The following is a 21,504-nucleotide window of genomic DNA, read 5'->3' as shown; positions in this document are numbered from 1 at the left end:
TTTCTGTTTTTGTTTTTCTGTGTTGTGTTTTTCGTTTTTGGGGTTTTGGGGCGGGGCGCCGGGGGGGGGTTCACCCCGCGCCGGGCTCACTCGTATCCGGGCCCAGCCCTCGGCCCTTCTCGCGCCATATGTGCGCAGTCATTCGTCAGCGAATTGGCGTGCGACCCCTGAATCCAAGGAATGCAATTCTCGAAATTAAAAGGAATTCCCCCTTGAATTGGCGGTATTTGCGATTAAGATATAAGTGTAAGAATAAAGGGAAACCCAAAAGGAAGGGTTTTCCGGAATTGGAAAGGCGCGGGAAATGTTTGCAGACCTCGAAATTGACCAGATTGCCGCCAACCCCGAGCAGCCCCGCAAGTTCTTCGATGAGGCCAAGCATGAGGAGCTGAAGGGCAGCATCGAGGAGAACGGCCTCCTCCAGCCGGTCGTCGTCCGTCCGATCGAGGGCGGCGAAACCCCCTACATGCTCATCGCGGGCGAGCGCCGGTGGCGGGCCTGCAAGGCGGCCGGCCTCAAGGTCATCCCCTCCAAGGTCATCAAGGACGCCAGCGAGGAGCGCGCCTACGTCCTCAGCATCGCCGAGAACGTCGGCCGGGAGGACATGACGATCATGGAGGAGGCCGGAGCGTACGCCGACCTCCGGGCCGCGGGGTGGAGCCCGGCCAAGATCGCCAAGCAGTTCGGCAAGACCGAGACGCACATCAAGTGGCGGCTCGGGCTGCTCACCCTGCGCGAAGAGGTCTCCAAGATGGTCGACAAGGGCGAGATCAAGCCCAACCTCGCCTGGCACATCGCCCAGCTCAACCCCAGCAACCAGATGGTGGCCGCGACGCGGTACGTGCGAGGCGACTTCGACTCCGAGGCCGAGGCGCAGCACTTCGCCAACGCGCTCAAGATGATGGAGCAGCAGACCACCCTGACCAGTGAGAAGGCCCCGAGCGCCGAGGAGACGGAGAAGCGCAAGAAGGCCAAGGCCCAGGCCAAGGACGGGCTCGGCAAGGCGGAAGAGGTCCTGCTTCCCCTTCTGGAGGAGCTGGCGAAGCAGAAGCCGGAGGACCTGGCAGTCATCCTCGGCAGCGACCTCACCCGCCACGTGCGCGTGGTCGGCAAGCTCCACAGCCAGGTGCAGATGGTCCGGAACCTCCTCAGCAAGGCGCAGGGCATCCAGCGGGTCATGGCGGCGGAGTTCAACAAGGCGGCGGTCGAGGTCCAGCAGGAGCGGACGGAGGCCAAGGAGCAGGGCGAGGCCGCGACCGAGGAGAAGCAGAAGCCGGAGGCCAAGCCCCAGGCTGAGACGAAGCCGGAGCCGGTCGCGAAGAAGGCGGCGGCCAAGCCCGCCGCCAAGCCTTCAGGGGCTGCGCGCACGCGGCACCGCGCGGCGGCCGGGGCGGCAATCAAGACCACCCCGGCGCGCAAGGTCCCCGCCCAGAAGAAGGCGGAGCCCGCCGCCGAGGCGGCCAAGAAGGCGGAGGCCGCGGTGGAGAAGTGAGGTGGAGGAGGGGGTGCGGCGCAGGCCAAGCCCCCTCCCACCTTCCTGGTACAGCAGTGGGCGCGGCTCGGGTATCCGGCCGCGCCCTCCCTTCGGCTTCGCGCGAGTGAAAGGGGGCGCGCGACCGGGTAATTCCCGAGAGAAATTCACAGAATTACCTTCCGGTGAATGTGTACTTAGCCCGTGAATTCAATTAAGATATAAGTACAAGAAAGGGAAGGAAACTTCTCAACTCAATAGTGAAATGGAAGGGCCGGAAATCGTGTTCCCCTACTTTGAGTTCCACGAGGTCACCTACGAGCCCACCATGAAGGGCCCCAAGGACTCCAGCGCCGAGATCGCACGCGACTTCGCGCACAACAGCCGAGAGACTTCACGGCTCCTGAGCGAGGCCAGCGAGAAGCTCACCGAGTCCGTACGGGACCTGACCCGGGCCATCGAAGAAGGGAAGACCTTCAAGGAAATCGGGGACTGCCAGGCCCGATACCAGGCCCAGCTCGCGCACTTCGAGGGCCTGCACCGCAAATGGGTCACCCAGTCCACCACGGCACTGAGCGTGTTCCGCGGCTACTGGACCAACGACCAGGGCCAGGACCAGGACTGAACCGGATCGGGCTCGCAGGGAACAAGCGTCCCTGCGAGCCCGGCATCCGCCTGTGTCCGCGCGGCCCGAGCGGGCGACACGATGGAATCCGGGCCCGGCGCGGGCGCGGTGTGGGCGCGGTGTGGCCGCCGACGGCCATCCGCACGGCCCTGATTGAGCAGGCCCGGTCGCATGATTCGGCCAGGCCCCGGTAAGTGGGCAGAGCCCACCCGGCCCCCTCCCGGCTCCGACGGCCGGGAGGGGCCACGGCCCCGGTCGACTACGACCGGGGCCAGACGCGTGACGGGACACCCGTCCCCAGCAAGGAAGGAGCCAGGTTGCTCACCCTCTTCACCAACCGCTACCAGGAGTACGTACCGGCGCAAGGAGTACCGGTACGCATTACCCTGGGCGCTCCCCGCTTCCGGCTCCCCTACCAGCTCAAGCACGCGGTGCGCGAGCTCGCGCCGCGACGGGAGTACTTCTCCAAGCCGCTCCCGGAGTTCACCGCGGCCTACCGAGCCGACCTCGACCAGCTCGGGGCGGCGCGGATAGCGGAACTGCTCCACGAGATAGCCGGACAGGAGGGGGAACACCGGCTGGTCCTGCTCTGCTTCGAGGACCTGTCGGACCCGAAGCAGTGGTGTCACCGCACAGTCTTCGCCTCTTGGTGGAAGGACGTCACCGGGGACGCCGTGCGCGAGCTATCGCCGAGGGCTGACCAGTACGAACAAGGCACACTGATGTGAGAGGTGGAACCGCTCTCCAAAGATAGATGACATGATTTCAAGGGGCTATGCGCTCCTTGTGTTAGGTTCCATCGCAGCGCCCGGCCCGGCACCCGCCAGGCCGGGCGTTGTCGTTTCGTGCCAGGAGGCGAGAGATGTTCCAGGGCACCATCCCAGGCCCTATGCGCGCCATCGTGCGCGAGACCGCAGACAGGTGGCCGCGCGGTCCGGTCTACGTCCCGTGCTGCGGGAACTTCACCATCGAACGGTCCCTGGCCGGCATGGGCTTCGCCCTGCACTCCTCGGATGTCTCCATCTACACCACCGCCATCGGTCGCTGGCTCACCGGGCAACCGGTCGGCATCCAGCTCCGCGAGGAGAGCACGGATCAACTCGACTGGCTGGCCGAATCCTTGGACAACGGCGTCGGCACGGTCGCCACGATGATGCTCGGCACGCGGTTCCTCGCCAGCGTCGGCCGCGAAGGGCTGTGGCATCAGCGGGTCGTGCGCTCCTACCGGGACCAGTGGAAGGCCAAGCACGCCGAGACCGTCGAGCGGCTCTCCTCGTCGGATGTGGCGCTGGCCTCCTACAAGGTGGAGGACGTGCGCTCGTGGCTCCAGAACGTGCCCCGCGACGCTCCCGTGTGCTCCTTCCCCCCTTTCTACGGTGGCGGGTACGAGACGCTGTACGAGCCGCTGAACACACACTTCACCTGGGACGCGCCCCAGTACGAGCCGCTGTCCGACGCCGACGTGGTCGACGTCCTCGGCGCGATCACCGACCGGCCGTACTGGCTCACCGCCTCCAACCACGACGTGCCGGAGCTTCACCCGTACCTGCGCGGCGTCATCAAGGCCACCCCGCGCGCCGCTCCCTTCTACGTCTACGCCTCGGCCGCGCCGACGCGGATCGTCGCCCCGCGCCAGCCCATCGAGCCGGTCACTGCTCCCCGGCTGCGGCGTGGTGAGGAACTGGTCGGGCCGCTGTCCCTGGCGATGCTCAAGCCGGGCCAGTTCAATGCGCTCCGCTCCCGCTACCTCAACCCGCGTATCGCGCCGGGTGCGGCGAACCTCGCGGTCGCGGTGAAGGACGGTGGCGGCCGGATCTTGGGCGTTTTCGCGACGGCTCCGAGCACCTTCGTTCCCGACGAGGCGTATGTGCTGTCCGACTTCGCTGTCGCGCCGACCGACTACTCCCGGCTGTCCAAACTCATCGTCCTCGCCGCCACCAGTAGCGAGGCGCAGCGACTGTGCCAGCGGGCCTTCTCCCGGCGGATCAGGCAGGTCGCCACGACGGCGTTCAGCAACAACCCGGTCTCGATGAAGTACCGCGGGCTGCTGCGGCTGACAAAGCGCAGCCCGTCGAACGAGGACGGCTGGAAGTACCAACTCCAGTACCGGGGCGCGATCGGTGAGCACAGTCTCGCCGAGGCACTGGAGCAGTGGGCGAAGCGGTGGGGCGCCCGTGACACGACGACGCAGACAGGAGTCTGATCATGGAGGAGTCCACGCCGCTCGCCCCGCCGCAGATGGTGGAGGGCGATCCGCGCGCGCTGACGCTGCTGGACATCAACGCGCGGTTTCTGCCGCACGAGCAGTTCCGGCAGTTGGTCGCGAACGTCAAGAGGGACGGGCACCTGACCTCGACGCCGCTGGTGTGGAACGACACCGAGAGCGGGCGGCTGATCGTGCTGTCCGGCAATCACCGGACGCTCGCGGCGATCGAGGCCGGCCTGGAGACGATCTGGTGGATGCAGATCGACGAGCCGCTGCCCCGCCAGCGGCAGATCGCACTCCAGCTCTCCCACAACGCGATTGCGGGCCAGGACGATCCGGCGATCCTCAAGGAGCTGTACGACGAGCTGGAGAACGTGGAGTGGCGGCAGTACACGGGCCTGGACGACAAAACACTGGACCTGCTGGAGAAGGTGGACGTCTCCAGCCTGGGTGAGGCGAACCTCGACTTCGCCAGCGTGCAGCTCATGTTCCTGCCCGACGAGCTGGAGCGCGCCGAGGCCGCCTTCGACGCCGCACGGGCCACGGGCTCGGCGGATCAGCGGTGGGTGGCAGGGCTGGAGCAGTACGAACCGGTCCTCGATGCCCTGGAGACGTCACGGGCCGCGTACAAGATCGGCAACTCTGCCACCGCCCTCGGCGTGATCCTCGCCGTGTTCGAGCGTCACCTTGGCGAACTGGCCGAGGGCTGGTTCCACGCCGCCTCCGGTGAGGCGCACCGGAAGGGAACCGCGCCGCTGGAGACGGTGTTCGGCGTGCGGGAGATCCCCGTGGAGACCGCGGCCATCGTGCGGGCCGCGATCGACCGGTTGGTGAACGACGGCAGCGTGCCGGCGTCCGAGCCGTGGCGTGCCCTGGAAATCCTTGCTGCTCAGGGGCACTAGTAGGGCCGTTGGCCAGGAGGTGAGCGGTGGCTGAGGGCCCCGTTGAGCCCTGGGAGCGGCAGAGCGGTGAGTCCCCCCAGGCGTTCGAGGCGTTCGCCGCATACCGCGATCTCGGCCCCGCACGGAGTCTGACGAAAGCGGCACGAGAGTTGGACAAGTCACGGACCCTGCTCGGCCGCTGGTCGCGGCAGTACGCGTGGGTGATGCGGGCGAGTGCGTACGACCGCGATCAGGACCGAGTGTTCCTGGCGGAACAGCAGCAGGCACGTCGTGATATCGCCCGTCGGCACGCCAAGTTGGCGCAGGCGTTTCTGGGTAAGGCGGTCGCCCGGCTTCAGGGTCTGGACCCGCGCGAGCTGTCGCCCGGCGAGCTGCTGCGGTACTTCCAGGTCGCCGCCGAGATCGAACGTCGAGCGGCCGGCGAGGAACCGGCGGGCGTGGTTGCGCAGGACAGCGCCGATGGACCTGACCTTGGGTCGCTGAGCGATGAGGACCGCAGGAGTCGCATGGATCTGCTGCGCCGTGAGCTGGAGCGGCGCCTGGCGGAGGACGGTCGATGAGCCGCGGGTGGGCGAAGCGGCGTGCGATCGAAGGTCTGTCTGATCCGGGCGTCATGAGCCTGGACCAACTCAAGTCCGAGGTCACCGCGCTGCTCCGCGCCGATGAGCTGTCGGCGCGCCGGTGGGCATGCGAGGTACCGGACTGCGACGGACTCCCGCACGAGGGATGGCGGCACCATCACGCCCGCGCGGCGCAGCGCCAGCCGTCGTGGTTGTGGACGGTGTGGATGCTGCTCACCGGCCGTGGCTGGGGCAAGAGCCGGACGGCGGCGGAGGCGGTACGGGCGTGGGCGCAGACGCCGGGATTGCAGATCGCGGTGGTGGCGAAGAACGCCACGCTCGTCAGGGACATCTGCTTCGACAGCCCGAAGTCCGGTCTGCTGTCGGTGTTCCCGCCCGAGGAAGTGGCGAAATACAACTCGTCCCTGGGCGAGACGACGCTCAGGTTGAAGAACGGCACGCTGATACGCGGCTTCGGCGCGGAGACGCCGGACAACCTGCGTGGCTGGGCTTTCGACAAGGCGTGGTGCGACGAGTACGCGGCCTGGTCGCGGCACACCGCGCAAGAGGTCTACGACATGCTGTGGTTCTGCCTGCGGGAGGCGGTCGCCCCGCAGGTGGTCATCTCCACGACGCCGAAGCCGCTGCCGCACGTGAAGCGGCTGGTCGAGCGCGGCCGGGCGCAGGAGAAGAAGGCCCGTGAGGGCGGCGAACCGCCGCGGGTGGTGCTCACGCGCGGGCACATGCGCGAGAACGACGCGAACCTGTCGCAGGCGGCCCGCGCGGAGCTGGAGGAGGAGTACGCGGGCACGCGCCTGGGACGGCAGGAGCTGTCGGGCGAGCTACTCGAGGACGTCGAGGGCGCGCTGTGGCAGGGCTGGATGCTGGAGGTCGAAGGGTTTCGGCCGAGGCCGGAGCATCTGCCTGACATGCAGCGCCTGGTGGTTGCGGTGGACCCGGCCACGAAGTCGCACGAGAACGCGGACATGACGGCCTTCACCGTGGCTGGGCGCGGGTATCCGATTGAGTCGATGTTCGGGGATGACCGGCCTCGCGGGTATCTGCTGCACGCGGAGCAGGATCGGCACACGCCGACACAGGCCATGCAGCGTGCGGCGAAGCTGTACCACGAGCACCGAGCGGACTGCGTGGTGATCGAGGCGAACAACGGTGGCGACTACCTGCCCGCGCTGCTGGAGCAAGTCGATCCGACGGTGAACTGGCGAATCGTTCATGCGACGCGCGGAAAGCGGGCGCGGGCGGCCCCGGCTGCGCAGCTGTACGAGCAGGCGCGGGTACATCACGTCGGTTCGGCTCGGGTGTTCGCGGAGCTGGAAGAGCAGATGACCACGTTCGTCGGCCAAGGGGAGACAGAGGACTCACCAGACCTGTTGGACTCTGCGGTGTGGGCGCTGTGGGACCTATTCCTTGATCCGACGATGCCGCCTCCGCGCGGCGGAGACGACCACCGGCTGAGTGGTCGGCGTTAAGCGGAATGCGGCACAGAAATTCGGCTCCTAAATTCACGTTGGTGGGCCGCGATTTTCCTGCCTGGGTTCGACGCTTTCTTCAATGAGGTAGGTGAAATGGATGAGGGTGCCCATGGCAGGCAGAAGTCCAGCCAGCGTCCAAAAGCTCAAGAATCCTGCAGCGGCGCTGAAGGCCATACGAACGTTGGTAGAGGTGCAACTCGAGATTACAGATAGCGCCATCAGGGATACCCCTGACAGCAAACCAAGCGCGATGACGGTGAAAAACGGTTTGAGATGTCGGGAGATGGGCAGGATCGGGTCCTCCGGTTTCCACCTATCGGCAGCCTTAGCCTTTTCAAGAAATGCAGTGTCGCAAGCGCGCGTAATTATGGCCAATGCGGCAATAATGGCGCCGATTATGATGCCTATCATCGAAGCTGCTACGCGAGCCGCAGATTCCAATTGTGACGGTCTATCGTGCGCTACCCATGCACCTCCGCCTGCTCCGATGAGAGCCACAAAAAACCCCCAGAGCCCCAGTTGAATGTGCTTGAGGAACTCTACGGTAGCGGACGACGGCCCAGCCGGTTTATCAGAGGTGGTGGCATTCGCTGCTGGTTTCTCGCGGCTCATGCCGATCCTCCCCTTCCAGGCCATTGATTTATAAACCAGATGACCGCCAAGACAAGCACAACAGGAACGCTTTCTGCCTTACGCTCCCACCAGGTGGCTTCGTATTCTGCTATATGTCGAGTTGAGTCGAAAATTTCGCGATTCCCTCTGTGGTCTGCGGACACCAGAATGACTATGGCGTCGCCGCGGCTCGCCTCCTCGTCGAGGCTCTCTACCTCCTCGCTTGGTGGAGTCAAGCCGGATTCATCGGATTCATTTCCCAACCCCACCGTGCTGGTATCGGCGTTCCAATCATGCATTTTCTTGATTAGCGGGCGTAGGTTGCCGCTCTTTTTTAGCCATGAATTCGGCAGACGTAGTGTTACCTCAATTCTCACGATCCGGTCTAGTTGCTCGATTTCCTTGGTGACCAAACCAGGGCGGGGAACCAAGTCGACGCTGAGTCGCAGCTTTCTAGTTAGTAGTTGCTTCTCGGTCAGCTGTTGAAGGAAGGTTTGGACTTCCAAGGCGACAGTCCTCGGTTCGCCACTTTTGGGTACTGGGATGGAAATCCATTGGTCGTGAAGGTGCAGGGCGAAAATCCGCCCGGAACTTGTTCGATAGGTGCATATGTGTCGCGCCTGTTCTTTGGCGATCGTTAGTCTGTGCTGCGCTTCGTGTGCCTCCCGGGGAACGGAGTACTCAAATTGATAACTCTTCAGCGCCTTAGTGAGCTCGGAGAAGGCCGCTCTGTGCTCGTGAGTGTCCCGTCTTTCGTCTATGGTTCGAAGATGGTACGGGTGTGGCAGTGATCGAATGTTGACGCGTCCCAACACGATTAGCTCTGTGGTGAAATCTATTGGTGTGGCCCGGTCCATAGAAAGCTCCAGACAGGTGATGCAGTAGCTCCTATTAGGGGTTTCTGTATCCTTCAGCGGAGTCAGGACTGCAGGAGGTTGTCGCGCCCGGCCAGATATCCGATAGGTGCTACGCGCGGCCGAGACTTTAAGCGGCAACGTGCACCCGTCGACGCCCCCGCTGTCGAGCGGTTACACAACCACGGCAGATTGGCCATACAGCCATGGTGCGCTGGCCTGCCCTGGATCGCAGCTTGGCACTTGAGATCGCTCGCGCATGCAAGGAGGTCATCCTGCGACGCAGAGGTCACCTGCTCAGCGGTTGAGGCAGCTAATAGGGTGACGACACGGCGCGGGGCCGACGTCCTGGAGGGACCCGTGGGCCTGCGCCAATTCGTGATCGACGCCTGGTCATGGTTGAACTACAAGCCGGTGATGGCTGATGCCGGGCGACCCGGGAACCGGGCGTTCCCCGAGTTGGCCGCGACGTGGCTGCCGCCGCACGAGCTGCGCCGGTTGGCTGCGTACAAGGTGTTGGCGGCGTACGACAACAACCAGGCCGGGCAGCTGGCTGCGGCGAGCGGCGATGAGGCGGCGCTGGAGCGGCGCGAGTTGGGTGATGCGGCGAACCTGGTCGACACCGCGCTGGGCTACCTCCTCGGCTCGGAGCAGAAGATCACGGCGGAGGACGCGGAGCACGCGGATGAGGAGTCTCCGAAGCCGGGGGCGACGGAGGCTGCGGCTGCGCAGGAGCGGTTGCGGAAGTGGGCTGAGAAGGAGCTGCTGACGCTCAGGATTCAGCAGGCGGAGCGGGCCGCCGTGCTGTTGGGCGACAGCGTGTTCGTGCTGGCGTGGAATCAGGAGAAGCAGCGGCCGACACTGCGGGTCTACGATCCGGGGTTCTTCTTCCCGGAGTGGGAGGACGAGGACCAGGACTTTCCCTCGCGTGTTCATCTGGCGTGGGAGCTGCCGGAGGACGAGGACGCGGGGTTGAAGGCGCGGGTGCGTCGGGTGACGTACGAGCTGGGCCCGATATCCGAGGACGGTGAGAGCGCGGGGCGGCAGTACCCGTGGGAGCCGGGGCGGCCGTCGAACGTGACGTGCTTCCTGACTGACGCGGAATGGCTCCTGGAGGACCTGAAGCGGGGGGAGACCCTGGATCGGCTGCCGATGGACAAGGCGTCGTTCCGGGTGCGGCCGGACGGCACGGAGCTGAACCGGCTGGATCTGATGATCGACTTCGTGCCGGTCATCCACATCACGAACACGATCCCGGACGGAGGGGAGCACTGGGGGCGGTCGGCAATCGCGCGGGTGCTCCAGGGGTTGGACGAGCTGGCGGCCACGGACTCGGACAGCTCGGCCGCTTCCGCGACGACGGGCACCCCGATCATCGGCCTCGCGGGTGCGCGACTGCCCGTGGACCGGGCGACGGGCAAGCCCGAGCAGCTGAAGGTGGAGGCCGGCGCGGTGTGGCAGCTCGGCGACTCCGGGCGCATGGACGCGTTGGACACCTCGCCTCAGCTGGCTGAGCTGCGATCTCGGGTGGAGCACCTGTTGGACCGGATCGCATCGAACTCGCGGGTCACGGCAGCAGGGTTGGGGACGCTGGACGCGTCGGAGGTTCCTTCGGGGTATGCGCTCAAGCTGGCGCTGGGGCCGTTGGATGCGCTGGTGGGGGCGATGCGCCTGGCCAGGGAGCACAAGTACCGGCTGCTGTTCAAGATGGTGCAGAGGCTGTTCCAAGCTGGGCGCGCTGACGGATGGGTCGCTGGTGAGTCGATCTCGGCTCGGCTGTCGTGGGCGCCGCATACGCCGACGGACCGGGCCGCGGTGCTGGAGGAGGTCGTCCAGGCGTACGGGGCCGGGGTGTTGTCGCTGGAGACGGCGGTGGCGATGCTGATGGACGCGGGTTACCCGATCAAGGATGCGTCGCAGGAGGTGGCGCGCATCCGGGCAAAGGCCGAGCAGGAGGCGGCGGCGCGGATGGCGGAGGCTGCTGCCCGTCGTGGGGAGCCGGAGGATGAGGAGGAGCAGGAGGGCGAGCGCGATCCGGAGGCGGGGCGCGGCGGTGCCGTCGAGGAGAGGGAGCGGGAACCGGTGTCGGTGGGCCGGTGAGGGGTGCGGTCGCCGGGGTGCGTGCGGGAGCGGGGTGTCAGGCCCAGATGCCTCGGTCGCGCATCAGGGCGATCTGCGGTTCGGTGACCTTTTCGCGGTAGGGCGCGTGGTGGAACGGGGCGCGGTCGGCGTACAGGTTCGCGGGGTAGATCGGCTGGTCGTAGATAGGGCGGTAGAGCTCGGTGCGCAGGTCCTTGGTCCAGTTCGTCCACGCGGACGTGGTGCGCTGTCGGCGGAGGGCGGCGAGGTCGATGGTCGCGGTGACGAAGGTGGCGATGCCGCCGTGGTTGACGCGGCCGATGGGGTGGCCGAGGTGGTTGACGATCATGGACTGGCCGCCGAAGAAGTCCGCGCGCAGGCCGTCGCTGCCGGTGTAGGCGGCGGGGTTGGGGGCGAGGACGTACATGGTGTTGTCGAGGGCGCGGGCCCGGTTTTGGATCTCGAACGCGCCGGAGGCGACGCCGGGCAGCGGGAAGCTGGTGCGGTAGGCGATCTCGCAGCCGTTGAGGGCCAGGGCCCGCGCGTTTTCGGGGTATGAGGCTTCGTTGGCCATCATGACGCCGAGCCGCCCGATCGGGGTGTCGGCGACTGGCCAGAACGCGTCGAGGGTGCGCCCGTGGATCTCGGTCCACTGGTCGAGCACGTCATGCGGGCTCAAGGAGTGCTCGATCGGCGGCAGGGGCGTGGTCTTGTAGTGGCGCAGGATGACCTCGCCGGCAGGGTCGATGACGAAGCCGACGTTGAAGTACCGGTCGGGGAAGTCGGGGTGGCAGGCCTTGGCCTGGGCCATGATGTGCACCCCGAATTCGCGGGCCCAGGAGCCGAGTTCGTCGGTCTCGGGGCCGGGGATGTCGATGGCGCAGGTGCGGGCGTAGGTGGGGTGGTCGAGGTCGTGGATCTCGTCGGTGAAGCCCTGGAGGGAGCCTTCGGGCAGGACGAGGAGCTTGACGGGTAGGTCGAGGCTGCCCATGGAGACGGCCGTGCGGGCGAGTCGGCGCAGGTGATCGAGATTTGTCGCTATGTCGTCACGGTGCCGGATCTCGGTGATCTCCGGGATCAGGCCGACAGCGGTGTACGGGTCGAGCGTCATGCGGAATGCCTCCTGACTGGTTCGCTCGCCATCATCGCGCGGTGGTCGGACACGGCCTCGGTGGCGGTGTCGGCGCAGGTGGCTACACTGATCGGCAGCGCGGGGGCGCGCACCAGGAGGAGTTGTATGGTCCGGCCCCTGCCGACTCGCAGCCCTGTCGGCTACCGCCGTGACGGGCGGCCGATCTTCCCCATTGTCGGGGCCTCGTCGGAGGACGAGACGAACGAGCACCTGGACGACGCCGACGACGGCGGTGGCCAGGAGCAGCAGGTCACGGTGACCCAGGACCGCCTGGGGAAGATGCTGACGAGGGAAAAGGCCCAGGGCGAACGCGCGGCGATCAAGCGTCTGTTGTCGACTCTGGGATTTGATACGCCGAAGGCTCTGACGGAGTTCGTCACCGTACAGCGCGAGGCCGAGCAAGCTGCGCTGTCTGAGGTGGAACGCCGGGAACAGGCCGCTGCCGAGAGAGAGTTGCAGGCCGCACGGCGCGAGGAGCTGGCGGCCGAGCGGGAGCGTGCGGCACTTCGCCGGGCAGCACTGGTATCGCTCGGTGCCGAGGGCGACGACCTTGTGGACGCCGAGCGGCTGCTTGCTGTCGATGACGAGGATGCCGACGAGGCGCAGATATCGACCGCTGCCGAGGCGCTGCGGTCGCGGCGCCCGGAGCTGTTCGGCGAGGTACGCAGGCAGGTGCCGGCGGCCCCGGACGGTGCTCCGGCCGGACGGGGCCCGCAGCGGAAGACGCCCGCGAGTCGGCCGGGGTCAGCCGGTCTGGAGATGGCACGCCGGCGTGGCTTGGTGCCGCAGGCCGAGTTCAGCGACGCCCGCTGATACCAGCCCAGTTGGGGGACCACGCCCCCGGAACTTCGTGGACGGCATCGCCCCCATGGGCGGTGTGCGGACAGCAACCGCATTCGTCCATGGAGACACAGCGTGACCATTCAGCCTGTTACGACGTCCGAGTACGTGACCGCCAACCGCGAGTGGCTGGCGGCCCTGCACGGCACGGACTCGACCGACACGATCACCCTCGACCTTTCGCTGTTCACCGAAGGCGTGCACTACCAGTGCGGTGACGGCTGCGACCCGTACGGCCGGGTCTTCTCCGGTGTGCCGGTCGGCAAGGTCGCCGAGTCGAAGCTGTGGGGCCCGTACGACCCGGAGGCGCACTGCGGTCGTCAGGTGCTGCGCGGCTTCGTGGTCGCCGAGGCTCCGTTCGCTCCGGGCCAGACGCGGGTACCGGCGGCGCTGCTGTGGCACGGCGCGGTGCAGGCGTCGAAGGTGCCGGGCGGCATCGACCTGTCGCAGCTGACGTGGCACCCGCGTGCCGCGCAGATCCGCTTCGTCTGAGCGGGGCCTGCATATGACGATTCAGGACCTGTTGAAGGACGTCGCGGTCGCGGACCTGACCACTTTCGCCCGTGCGATCCCGTCGCCGAAAGACTTCCTGCTCACCCAGACGATCTTCCCGACGCTGGAACTGCGGGAAGTCAAGTGGCGCACGCGAGACTCGGGCCGGTACGTGAACGTGGCGAAGTACCGGGCGTTCAACGCGTCGGTGCCGTTCGCGACGCGTGAGGCGTGGCAGACCTCCCGTGAGGGTGCGCTGCCCGCGCTGGGCCAGAAGCTCGTGGTCTCCGAGCAGGAGCAGATCCTGCTGGAGGCGTCGCACGGCTCGGACCAGGACCGGCTGATCGAGCTGCTGTATGACGACGTCGAACGGCATGTGGAGGCGATCCGCTCCCGGCTGGAGCTGGCCGCCGGCGACGTCTTGGCCGACGGGAAGTTCGAGCTGGTGCAGGAGAACGGCCTGACGCTGGAGGTGGACTGGAACGTCCCGGCGGAGAACATGCCGGTCGCCGCCCGCCCGTGGTCCGATCCGGCGTCCGATCCGATCGCGGACGAGCTGCGGTGGATCCAGCACCTGGACGACATCGGCGCTCCGGAGCCGGAGATGGTCGTGTCCTCGCGCAAGGCGTTCAGCTACCTCGCGGCGAACAACGCCTACAGGGCGGCGTACTACGGGTCTGTGAATCCGTCGACGACGCCGACGGCGACGCTCACCCCGCAGCAGATCAACGTGGTGCGCGGCAACTACAGCCTGCCGCCGATCACCTTCTACAAGGCCCAGGTGCGCGTCGACGGCAAGCCCCGCAAGGTGCTGCCCGAAGACCTGTGGATTCTGGTGCCGCCGGATCGCGAGAAGTGGGGACAGACGCAGCTCGGTGTGACCGCCGAGGCCCTGGTCCTGTCCCGCGGCACGAACCCGGAGATCATCCGGGAGGACGCCCCGGGCCTGATCATCACCCGCGGTGTCCAGGACGACCCGGTGCAGATCTACACCAAGGGCGCCGCGGTCGGCATGCCGGTTCTGCACACCCCGGACGCGCACATCGTCGCGAAGGTGCTGTGATGCCGCGTCTTGTTGCTGCCGTGTACGTACAGGACCCATCCACGCGGGAGGAGCTGATCCTTCTGCCCGGAGAATGCCCTGATCCGGAGATCGCCGCGCTGGTGACGAACCCAGACGCCTGGGACGTGCCACCCGACGACTGCGAGCCGGAGCCGATCGCGGTGGGCGAGCCCGACCCGACCGCGGGCCAGGCCGAGCCGGACCAGGAGCAGGAGGAGGCCGGCGGGGGCGGCTCGAAGAAGCCGCCGCCACGGCGGTCCCGCTCCTCCGCTTCGTAAGATGACCGCTCGTACGGCCCGGAGCCAGCCACCCCCGTCTGGCTCCGGGCCGTACTTCGTGCTGAGGGATGTGAACCTGGTGGACGAGTTCCAGCGGTCGTGGCTGCTGGCGCAGCTCGGGCCGGACACGGACCCCGCCGACTTGGAGCGCCGGTTCTTCCGGCTGCGGTCGGTGCGCGCGGTCGCACTCGAGGTCCTGGGTGAGCGGCGTGCGAAGCTCCTCGCCGACCCGCTGAAGGTCACCGTCGATGGCGTGGTGACCATGGACCTGCAGGAGAACCTGCGCGGCATCGAGCGACAGATCGAGCAGGTCCGCCAGGCCCCCGCCCCGGATGATCCCGCGGACGGGGACGAGGGGGACGCGGCGATGGCGGTGACGTGGCTGGTGCCCGCGCGCCGCTACCGGTAGCTGTTGACAGCCTTCGTGGTCCCCCGCACTGCCGACTGCAATCACAGTCGATGGCCAGAACACTGCACAGGGAGACGATCTTCGAAGCGAAACGCCTCTCTCGGCCGCACCGTGAGGCGTGGGTTGCCGTACGCCGGCTGTGGATCAAGCTGCCGACGCCGAGCGGGGAGCCGGTCTCGCCATTACTAAAGGCGCAGGCGGCTCTTCGCAGGTCGTTGATGAGCTGGTTCAGCGGTGGTTGACGTGACAGGCACACAGACGTCGGCAGGAACGCCGTTTTCGTCCGCGCGCGGCCGGGACGCTCGTCACACGGCCGGAACCCGCACCGCTCGTTCGAGGATCCGGACAGAGGGACTGCGAGGGCGGAGCTTATTTTCGGCGCGGACGATGCAAGACGGATTACGGATGTGATATTTCCGGCGTGATGGTGAAGTGCCGAAGGTATTGGGATGGTGAGTTCCGCCGTCAGGCAGAGACATAACCCGGGATTGCCGCCGCTGTGCTGGGTTTGACGGCTCACCGCGGCCCGCGGTGCTCCCCCAGGCCGTTCCTTGCGAGAGGTCTCCCCATGCCGCGCCCCACGCTCGAAGAGTTGCCGTACGGGTTCAAAGTGCCAGCCCTTGTCAAAGCCGTGCCGCAGGCCCGCCGCCGTGTCCGCGCCGTGGCCAAGGGTCTCGGCCTTGCCCTGGACGATGACATCCTGGCCTCGATAGAGCTGCTGGCTGGGGAAGTGATCGCGAATGCAGTCAGACACACCAAGGCTTCGTGCGCGGTCTGCCTGCGCTGGACCGGCACACGCCTCCGTGTCGAGGTGACCGACATCGACCAGTCCGGCACCAAGCTGCTTGCCCGAGTAGCAAGCACTGACGAGGAGAACGGCCGCGGCCTCCTACTCGTTGAGGCTATGGCGGACGCTTGGGGGATGGTTCCGGAGCCGGCGGGCAAGACGACCTGGTTCGAAATCTCCGCCGAGCCCATCGACCGGCCCGAACGTCGTGTCGCTACCCGTGAGGCTTCCGCGGACCGTGGGCTAGCAGGATCGTGCGGCACCGTGCGACGCGCCGCACCGCGCCCGGCAGCATGATGGGTGCTCTTGCTGATTCGCCGCTTGCTCTGCTGGGCCCGCCGCGTCGCCGCCCTCCAGGTTTGGCACGGCCTGACGAGGGGTGTGCGGCGATCAGTTCGCCCCGCTGCCTACAGCGATCAATAACCCCGAGGTTTCACCACGGGGCGCGGGGCGTGCCGAGGTCCGCAGCATGGGGCCAGTTAGTTCGATCGGCACATCAAGACCATCGAGCAGCATGATGATCTTGTCGATATTGGTGAGCCTACGCGCGCCGGATTCCAGCATTGACAGGAAGGGCTGGCCTAGTCCGGTCAGCATGGCCAGGTCTTCTTGTCGCAGCGACCCATGCCGCCGAACGAGCAGACAGAGCGTCCCAAAGTCCCGGTCAGCAAGTGCCTGTTGGACCTCAACATCCGACCAGACGCGCCAAGGCACCGACGGTCGAGGCGGCCTTCCCTCCCGTGCCCGTCGGCTGCAAGCGGTGCAGGACGTCTCATCGTTGTACCTGCTAAGGCGGCACCCGCACCCTTCACAGCGGCGCATGTGTCCGGGAAGAGACACCTCGACGGTACGTACGGCCAACACGGATACATCTCCTCCTTGATGAACCGGCGCCCAGGAATCCGGCTCGAGTACTGGGCATGGACCGGGTGCGCTCGTCAGGCAGGCGCTCTTGCACAGGTGATCGCTTGGATCGGTGGACACTGGCGGGTGCAGGACCATGACATCGAGGACCGGGTGGCTGAGGTATCACGGACTGCTACCGAAGCTGTTCATCGTGAGCGAGGTGACTTTTCAACATCCGCTTACACACGGGTTCATGAGAGGGAGACTTAGGGTCCTGATCATGACGAGGGGCGGGCAGGCGGTATCGAACATGGCTAAGCGCCGCGTTGGGTGGCGTCCGGACAAACTCCGCGCCATGCGCGAGGCTCACGGGCTGACACTTGAAGGGGCTGGGGAACGGCTGCGGGACGTGGCCCGCAGTGCTGGCATCACTGAGCCAGCAGCAAACTTCCAGACTCTGTGGCAGCACGAGCAAGGCGAGGTCTATCCCGGCCCTCACTACCGTCGCGCGTACTGCTTGCTCTACAGGGCGACGGAACCTGACCTTGGGTTCCGCAACGCGTTGCCGGACGAAGCGACGCTCATGAAGCTCACTCCCTCAAGTGAGCTTCACAACGGCGCCCATGTGCTGGCTGTGGAACGCGCCCTCGCACAGATCGCCCCGGGGACGGACGACTCCGATGGACGGGAAGTACAGCAGCGGATCATCGACGCCTGGAAGCGGCGTCACACCGGTGGCGATCCGAACCGGCCGACGTTGCTGATGGTGGGTGGTTTTGCGGGGAGCGGGAAGTCCGAGTTCTCCCGCTTCATCTCCCGGCTCACCGGCTGGCCCGTGCTCGACAAGGATCCGATTACGCGGCCCTTGGTGGAGCGGCTCCTGGTGGAGTTGGGAAGTGAACCGAATGACCGGCACTCCGCAATCTACCGCGACCACGTGCGGCCGCTGGAGTACCAGTGCCTCCTGGAGACGGCGTACGCGAATGTCGACTGCTCCATCAGCACAGTGCTGAGTGCGCCGTTCGTGTCCGAGGTCACGGATGTCCGCTGGATGCGGCGGTTAATCAACCGGTGCCAGGCGCGGGGCGTGAACGTCGCCGTGGTCTGGGTCCAGTGCGATCTGGAGACGATGCACGAGTACATCAGTTTCCGGTCCGCGGCCCGCGACAGCTGGAAGTTGCAGCACTGGGACGAGTACGCCGCGAGCATCGATCCCGAGCTTCGGCCCGCCGTACCGCACCTGGTGGTGGACAATCGGCTCGGCTCGGCCATTTCTCTCACCGATCAGGTGCGTCAGGTCTTCGGGACGGTCTTCGCGTGAACCAGGGCATCCTGCTGTACGGTCCGCCAGCTTCGGGCAAGGACACTGTTACTGCGTCGCTCGCCGATCTCAACGCTCTCTATACAGCCTTCACCCGTCTGAAGGTCGGCACCGGGAATACCCAGGGCTACCGGATGGGCACGCCCGAGGAGTTGGCTGATCTGGAGGAGCGCGGCGACGTTCTCTACTCCAACGCTCGGTACGGCAATGTCTATGTCGTCGACCGCCCTGGCCTGGCGCTGGCGATGGAGGGCAGCCGCATACCGATCCTGCATCTGGGTCAGGTCGCGGGCATCGAAGCCGTCGCCGACGGTTATCGAGCCGCCTGGTTTCGTGTCCTGTTGTGGTGTTCTCGGGAGGCCACCGCTGCACGGTCGAAGCGGCGAGGAGACGGTGATACGGATGCGCGGCTCGCTGCTTGGGATGCAACCGAGCGCGACCTCGCCGAGAACAGCCAGGTGAAGTGGGACTTGCGGGTCGATACCGAGGCCAGCTCGCCCGCAGCCACTGCTCTACAGATTGATCGCCTCATCCATACTCCGGGATGACGAGCAGCGGGCCTGTCATGGAGACGGTTCCTGTCCGGTTGTGGTCCCCGCTGCGTCGCGGTCGTCATGCAGCAGCGCGAGGGCTTCACTGATGGTTAGGGAGGTGTCACGAGCCTCGTCCCAGGAGTGGAGCACTTCGGCGACCGCGTGCATCAGGTGCCCGGGGAGGCCAGTTTCAATGAGCAGGTCGGCGGCGTCCTGAAGCTCTGGAGCCCACCGCCAGGCTCGGGAGGCCGTCTTGGGGATGTACGCGGTCTCCGTCAGATAGCTGCCTGTTCGCTTGCTGGCGATGTGCAGAAGTTCGTCCGAGACGCCGTTCGCGTCCGCGAGCCCGTAAGCCACAGCTGCCAGGACACGGGACGCCTTCTGGTAACTGGAATAGGCGAGCTTCAGCGCGGACGCTTGCCCGATGTCGTCTCCGAGCTGGTGGGTCTGCACATTGGTGCCGGCGAAGAGGCCCTCAAGTCGGACAATCTGTTCCCGCGGACCTGCGAGGTAGAGGGTTGGGGACTTGCCGCCCACCGGAGGGGAGCCGACGACGGCTCCATCCACTACAGCGGCATAGGGAAGGCACTCTGCGATGTTCCGGACGCGCCGCGGAGTGATCGCATTCGCCTCGACGTAGGTGCCGCGGAAACTGTGGGCAGCCACCTGAGCAGCAACATCTTCCGCGGCCGCGGGCGGACACAGTGACAGCAATACATCGACGCGCTCAAGGAGGTCGGTGAGGCTGGTGACCGGCTCCATTCTGGCCTGCTCGGCGCGCTGCCGGGAGCTCTCGCTTCGTCCCGTCGGGCACCACAGCACCGTCGTTCCCTGCGAGCGAAGCTGTGCAGCGAAAGCTGCGCCCATGCTGCCGGGGTGCATCAGCCCGACTGTTGCCTCAGTCACCATCATCATGCCGTCCTCGTCTGAGCGGTGCTCAGCAGCAGTTTGATGGCGCTGAGGGCATCGGGTACAGCGTGGTCGGGTGGAGTTAGGTGATCAGGCCAGGGCCCGTCTTGGCGGACCCAGATGGTTCTTAGGCCCGCGGACTGGCCTCCGCGGATGTCGTTCTCGGGGTTGTCGCCGACCATCCAGCCATCTTCCCAGGGGGTGCCGCCGCAGCGGGCGACGGCGACGTGGAAGGCGTCCGCTTCTGGCTTGCGTGCCCCGATCTCTTCTGAGATCACGATGGCGTCGACCGACCTGGTGAGTCCCGCGGCAGCGATCTTGGCGCGCTGGATGTCGGCGGCTCCGTTGGTGAGGATGCCCAGTCGCCACCGTGCGGCGTGCAGCTGCTCCAGGCCCTCGATCACCTCCGGGCGGCGGGGCACTCTGGCGGCGATGCCAGTGACGTAGTCGTCCCAGAGCTTCGCGGCCGGCTCTTCGAGAACGAGCTCGTGGCGCAGCCGCTCGAAGGTGGCCGGGTAGGCCCTCTCCTGGAGCGCGTCAACGAGGTGTCCTTCAGCTCCTCCGTCCAGGCCGTGAGTCCGGCAGAAATCGGCCGCCCACTCTGCAAGCGCCCACTGGCGGTCGAGGAGGGTGTTGTCGAGATCGAAGAGGACCAGCCTTTGCATAGGGCGAGACCCTAGCCGGACCGGCTAGGGCGGCGCTGAGAGTGCGTCACTCCGCGTGCTGCTGTCCTGCGCCGGTACTTCACAGCGCGATCAGTACCGTACGTCCACCGCGTGCTGCAGCCGTTTCTCCCCAGCCATCGGGCCGAGACGACGCACCGGCCGCAGCCCACCGGCCTTGGCTGCACGAGGCAAGACTCGCCGCCCGGGGTCGGGCCGCAGGCGGCGTAGGGCGGTTCGGAGTTGCCCGTACAGAACGCCACCTTGAGGTCAGCCATCGAGGCTGGAAATCTCCTTTAACCCTGGGAGTTGCTGCGCAGCTGGTCGAGCCCGACCCGCCTATGAGGAAGTCGTGCTGTCCGCTGCCGCGTGAACGAGGTCATAGTGGATCCGCTCGACCACGCCGCGCAGTGACTCCCACGGGAAGGGATCCGATTGACCGGCTGGCAGTATGCGCACACCCCACTCGCGCAGAGACTGCAGGGCAGGTTCGTACAGCGGATGCCCCGCCAGGCTGGAGTTCGTCCACGGCACCACGACCACCGGGACCTGAGCCCCTACAGCCTCGGCAGTCACCGCGAGGGCCAGAGTGTCAGCGATGCCCGCAGCGAGCTTGGTGATCGTGTTGAACGTTGCCGGTGCGACAACGACCGCGTCTGCCTGCGGTAGTGCCACGGGGTCATCCGGGTCGAAGTCCCAGCGCACCGCCTGCCCAGAGCACTGTTCGGCATGGTCAATGTCCAGGAATCGACGCCCCACCGGGCTGGGGACGATGCACGGATCCCATCCGGCCGCCCGCAGCGCGGACGCGAAGTCGGGGAGATCCCCGGTAGGGCGTGTTCCACAACCCACAAGATGCACCACTGGACGCATACGAAACCTCTCTCTGCTGGCGTTGATCTTGCCATCAGGACCCCTTGCTCAAGTTCCGGACCGGGGAGCATCACGGCGGCCTATGGTGCGTGGCATTTGACGCGTGCATGCATCACCGCGCGGTACGAGAAGGAGACCTGCGTGCCGGGGACCAACGAGGCGCTGCACGACCGGTTCATAGAACTGTCCGGGCTTCCGGAACGAGGTGTGCCTGCGATGCGATGTCCACGACGGCCGTGCCATCGAGCGTGGTAATCGCGCAGGAGGGGACTCCGTCGTGCAGCAGGCTGTCCGGCAGCACCTCGTCACCGACCAGTGTGCGAAGCAGGTCCACGGTGACCCCGCCGTGGGTGACAATCGCGACCGGCCCGCGTTCCGCAGCCAGATCGGTCAAGCACGAGAGGAATCGCGCGCCGGCGTGGCGCGATGAGGCTCCGGACCGGGGGACGAAGTCCCGGTCCTCGGGCCCTGACCCCGAATCCTGGACACGGGCTTATGCGACTTCGGTAAGGGTAGTTGATGTTGTTGCGGAGGCCGTCTCGTAGGCGATGGGGCTG

Annotated in this window: 24 protein-coding genes; 16 read left to right on the top strand and 8 right to left on the bottom strand. The window is 66.4% G+C overall.

The genetic code is table 11. The annotated features are described in order from the left end of the window. The first annotated feature begins 304 nt into the window (after positions 1-304). From ABZW18_RS30790 to ABZW18_RS30760, 7 genes are all read left to right on the top strand, one after another. A complete protein-coding gene (locus ABZW18_RS30790) occupies positions 305-1,492 on the top strand; it encodes a ParB/RepB/Spo0J family partition protein (RefSeq protein ID WP_356193843.1) in 1,188 nt (395 codons plus the stop codon). 262 nt (positions 1,493-1,754) lie between these two features. Then, positions 1,755-2,096: a hypothetical protein gene (locus ABZW18_RS30785; RefSeq protein ID WP_356193840.1), complete on the top strand. Its 342-nt coding sequence runs from the start codon at positions 1,755-1,757 to the stop codon at positions 2,094-2,096. Positions 2,097-2,413: 317 nt separating this feature from the next. After that, positions 2,414-2,824, top strand: coding sequence for a hypothetical protein (locus ABZW18_RS30780; protein ID WP_356193838.1), 411 nt, complete (start codon positions 2,414-2,416; stop codon positions 2,822-2,824). Between the two features lie 134 nt (positions 2,825-2,958). Continuing rightward, positions 2,959-4,299 carry a hypothetical protein gene (locus tag ABZW18_RS30775; RefSeq protein WP_356193835.1) on the top strand — a complete coding sequence of 447 codons (1,341 nt, stop codon included), beginning with the start codon at positions 2,959-2,961 and terminating at the stop codon, positions 4,297-4,299. A gap of 2 nt (positions 4,300-4,301) precedes the next feature. Then, positions 4,302-5,204 carry a ParB/Srx family N-terminal domain-containing protein gene (locus ABZW18_RS30770; protein WP_356193834.1) on the top strand — a complete coding sequence of 301 codons (903 nt, stop codon included), beginning with the start codon at positions 4,302-4,304 and terminating at the stop codon, positions 5,202-5,204. A 26-nt stretch (positions 5,205-5,230) separates the two neighbouring features. Beyond that, entirely contained in the window at positions 5,231-5,764 is a 534-nt protein-coding gene (locus ABZW18_RS30765) for a hypothetical protein (protein WP_356193831.1), read from the top strand. A gap of 227 nt (positions 5,765-5,991) precedes the next feature. Continuing rightward, the gene (locus tag ABZW18_RS30760; protein ID WP_356193829.1) at positions 5,992-7,254 is read left to right on the top strand and encodes a terminase family protein; all 1,263 of its coding nucleotides are present in this window, start codon (positions 5,992-5,994) and stop codon (positions 7,252-7,254) included. A 33-nt stretch (positions 7,255-7,287) separates the two neighbouring features. Here ABZW18_RS30760 and ABZW18_RS30755 read toward each other — a convergent pair whose 3' ends face one another. Both ABZW18_RS30755 and ABZW18_RS30750 read right to left on the bottom strand, forming a co-directional pair. After that, positions 7,288-7,869: a hypothetical protein gene (locus ABZW18_RS30755; RefSeq protein ID WP_356193826.1), complete on the bottom strand. Its 582-nt coding sequence runs from the start codon at positions 7,867-7,869 to the stop codon at positions 7,288-7,290. Beyond that, positions 7,866-8,375, bottom strand: coding sequence for a hypothetical protein (locus ABZW18_RS30750; protein WP_356193824.1), 510 nt, complete (start codon positions 8,373-8,375; stop codon positions 7,866-7,868). Before ABZW18_RS30750 ends, ABZW18_RS30755 begins: the two co-directional genes overlap by 4 nt. Positions 8,376-9,083: 708 nt before the next feature. Here ABZW18_RS30750 and ABZW18_RS30745 point away from each other — a divergent pair. Beyond that, positions 9,084-10,823, top strand: coding sequence for a hypothetical protein (locus tag ABZW18_RS30745; RefSeq protein WP_356193822.1), 1,740 nt, complete (start codon positions 9,084-9,086; stop codon positions 10,821-10,823). A gap of 37 nt (positions 10,824-10,860) precedes the next feature. Here ABZW18_RS30745 and ABZW18_RS30740 read toward each other — a convergent pair whose 3' ends face one another. Then, complete coding sequence (locus ABZW18_RS30740; RefSeq protein WP_356193821.1) at positions 10,861-11,913, bottom strand: nitrilase-related carbon-nitrogen hydrolase; 1,053 nt, start codon at positions 11,911-11,913, stop codon at positions 10,861-10,863. A 126-nt stretch (positions 11,914-12,039) separates the two neighbouring features. Here ABZW18_RS30740 and ABZW18_RS30735 point away from each other — a divergent pair, with 126 nt between their 5' ends. From ABZW18_RS30735 to ABZW18_RS30710, 6 genes are all read left to right on the top strand, one after another. Next, positions 12,040-12,747 (top strand): hypothetical protein, encoded by a 708-nt coding sequence (locus ABZW18_RS30735; protein ID WP_356193818.1) that lies wholly within the window; start codon positions 12,040-12,042, stop codon positions 12,745-12,747. Between the two features lie 102 nt (positions 12,748-12,849). Continuing rightward, positions 12,850-13,266 carry a head decoration protein gene (locus ABZW18_RS30730; protein WP_356193816.1) on the top strand — a complete coding sequence of 139 codons (417 nt, stop codon included), beginning with the start codon at positions 12,850-12,852 and terminating at the stop codon, positions 13,264-13,266. 13 nt (positions 13,267-13,279) lie between these two features. Next, positions 13,280-14,329: a major capsid protein gene (locus tag ABZW18_RS30725; RefSeq protein ID WP_356193814.1), complete on the top strand. Its 1,050-nt coding sequence runs from the start codon at positions 13,280-13,282 to the stop codon at positions 14,327-14,329. Continuing rightward, complete coding sequence (locus ABZW18_RS30720; protein ID WP_356193813.1) at positions 14,329-14,607, top strand: hypothetical protein; 279 nt, start codon at positions 14,329-14,331, stop codon at positions 14,605-14,607. The genes ABZW18_RS30725 and ABZW18_RS30720 overlap by 1 nt, the downstream gene beginning before the upstream one ends. Position 14,608: 1 nt before the next feature. Further along, entirely contained in the window at positions 14,609-15,016 is a 408-nt protein-coding gene (locus ABZW18_RS30715; protein ID WP_356193811.1) for a hypothetical protein, read from the top strand. 568 nt (positions 15,017-15,584) lie between these two features. Next, the gene (locus ABZW18_RS30710; protein ID WP_356193809.1) at positions 15,585-16,100 is read left to right on the top strand and encodes an ATP-binding protein; all 516 of its coding nucleotides are present in this window, start codon (positions 15,585-15,587) and stop codon (positions 16,098-16,100) included. A 93-nt stretch (positions 16,101-16,193) separates the two neighbouring features. On the opposite strand, the gene ABZW18_RS30705 is transcribed toward ABZW18_RS30710, so the two are convergent. Continuing rightward, positions 16,194-16,445, bottom strand: coding sequence for a helix-turn-helix transcriptional regulator (locus ABZW18_RS30705; RefSeq protein ID WP_356193847.1), 252 nt, complete (start codon positions 16,443-16,445; stop codon positions 16,194-16,196). Between the two features lie 514 nt (positions 16,446-16,959). On the opposite strand from ABZW18_RS30705, the gene ABZW18_RS30700 reads away from it, so the two are divergent. Both ABZW18_RS30700 and ABZW18_RS30695 read left to right on the top strand, forming a co-directional pair. Then, positions 16,960-17,970: an AAA family ATPase gene (locus ABZW18_RS30700; RefSeq protein WP_356193845.1), complete on the top strand. Its 1,011-nt coding sequence runs from the start codon at positions 16,960-16,962 to the stop codon at positions 17,968-17,970. Beyond that, entirely contained in the window at positions 17,967-18,518 is a 552-nt protein-coding gene (locus ABZW18_RS30695; RefSeq protein WP_356193807.1) for a guanylate kinase, read from the top strand. The genes ABZW18_RS30700 and ABZW18_RS30695 overlap by 4 nt, the downstream gene beginning before the upstream one ends. Before the next feature lie 15 nt (positions 18,519-18,533). On the opposite strand, the gene ABZW18_RS30690 is transcribed toward ABZW18_RS30695, so the two are convergent. The 4 genes from ABZW18_RS30690 to ABZW18_RS30675 all read right to left on the bottom strand — a co-directional run bounded on the left by ABZW18_RS30690 (position 18,534) and on the right by ABZW18_RS30675 (position 21,341). Further along, complete coding sequence (locus tag ABZW18_RS30690; protein ID WP_356193805.1) at positions 18,534-19,418, bottom strand: DUF1932 domain-containing protein; 885 nt, start codon at positions 19,416-19,418, stop codon at positions 18,534-18,536. Next, complete coding sequence (locus ABZW18_RS30685) at positions 19,415-20,077, bottom strand: HAD family hydrolase (protein ID WP_356193802.1); 663 nt, start codon at positions 20,075-20,077, stop codon at positions 19,415-19,417. The genes ABZW18_RS30690 and ABZW18_RS30685 overlap by 4 nt, the downstream gene beginning before the upstream one ends. A gap of 336 nt (positions 20,078-20,413) precedes the next feature. Beyond that, positions 20,414-20,947, bottom strand: coding sequence for a flavoprotein (locus tag ABZW18_RS30680; RefSeq protein WP_356193799.1), 534 nt, complete (start codon positions 20,945-20,947; stop codon positions 20,414-20,416). 175 nt (positions 20,948-21,122) lie between these two features. Continuing rightward, positions 21,123-21,341: a hypothetical protein gene (locus ABZW18_RS30675; protein WP_356193796.1), complete on the bottom strand. Its 219-nt coding sequence runs from the start codon at positions 21,339-21,341 to the stop codon at positions 21,123-21,125. Positions 21,342-21,504 lie beyond the last annotated feature (163 nt).

It is taken from the genome of Streptomyces sp. NPDC004647 (assembly GCF_040609575.1).
Classification (GTDB): Bacteria; Actinomycetota; Actinomycetes; order Streptomycetales; family Streptomycetaceae; genus Streptomyces.
This window is presented reverse-complemented; position numbering and strand designations above follow the sequence as displayed.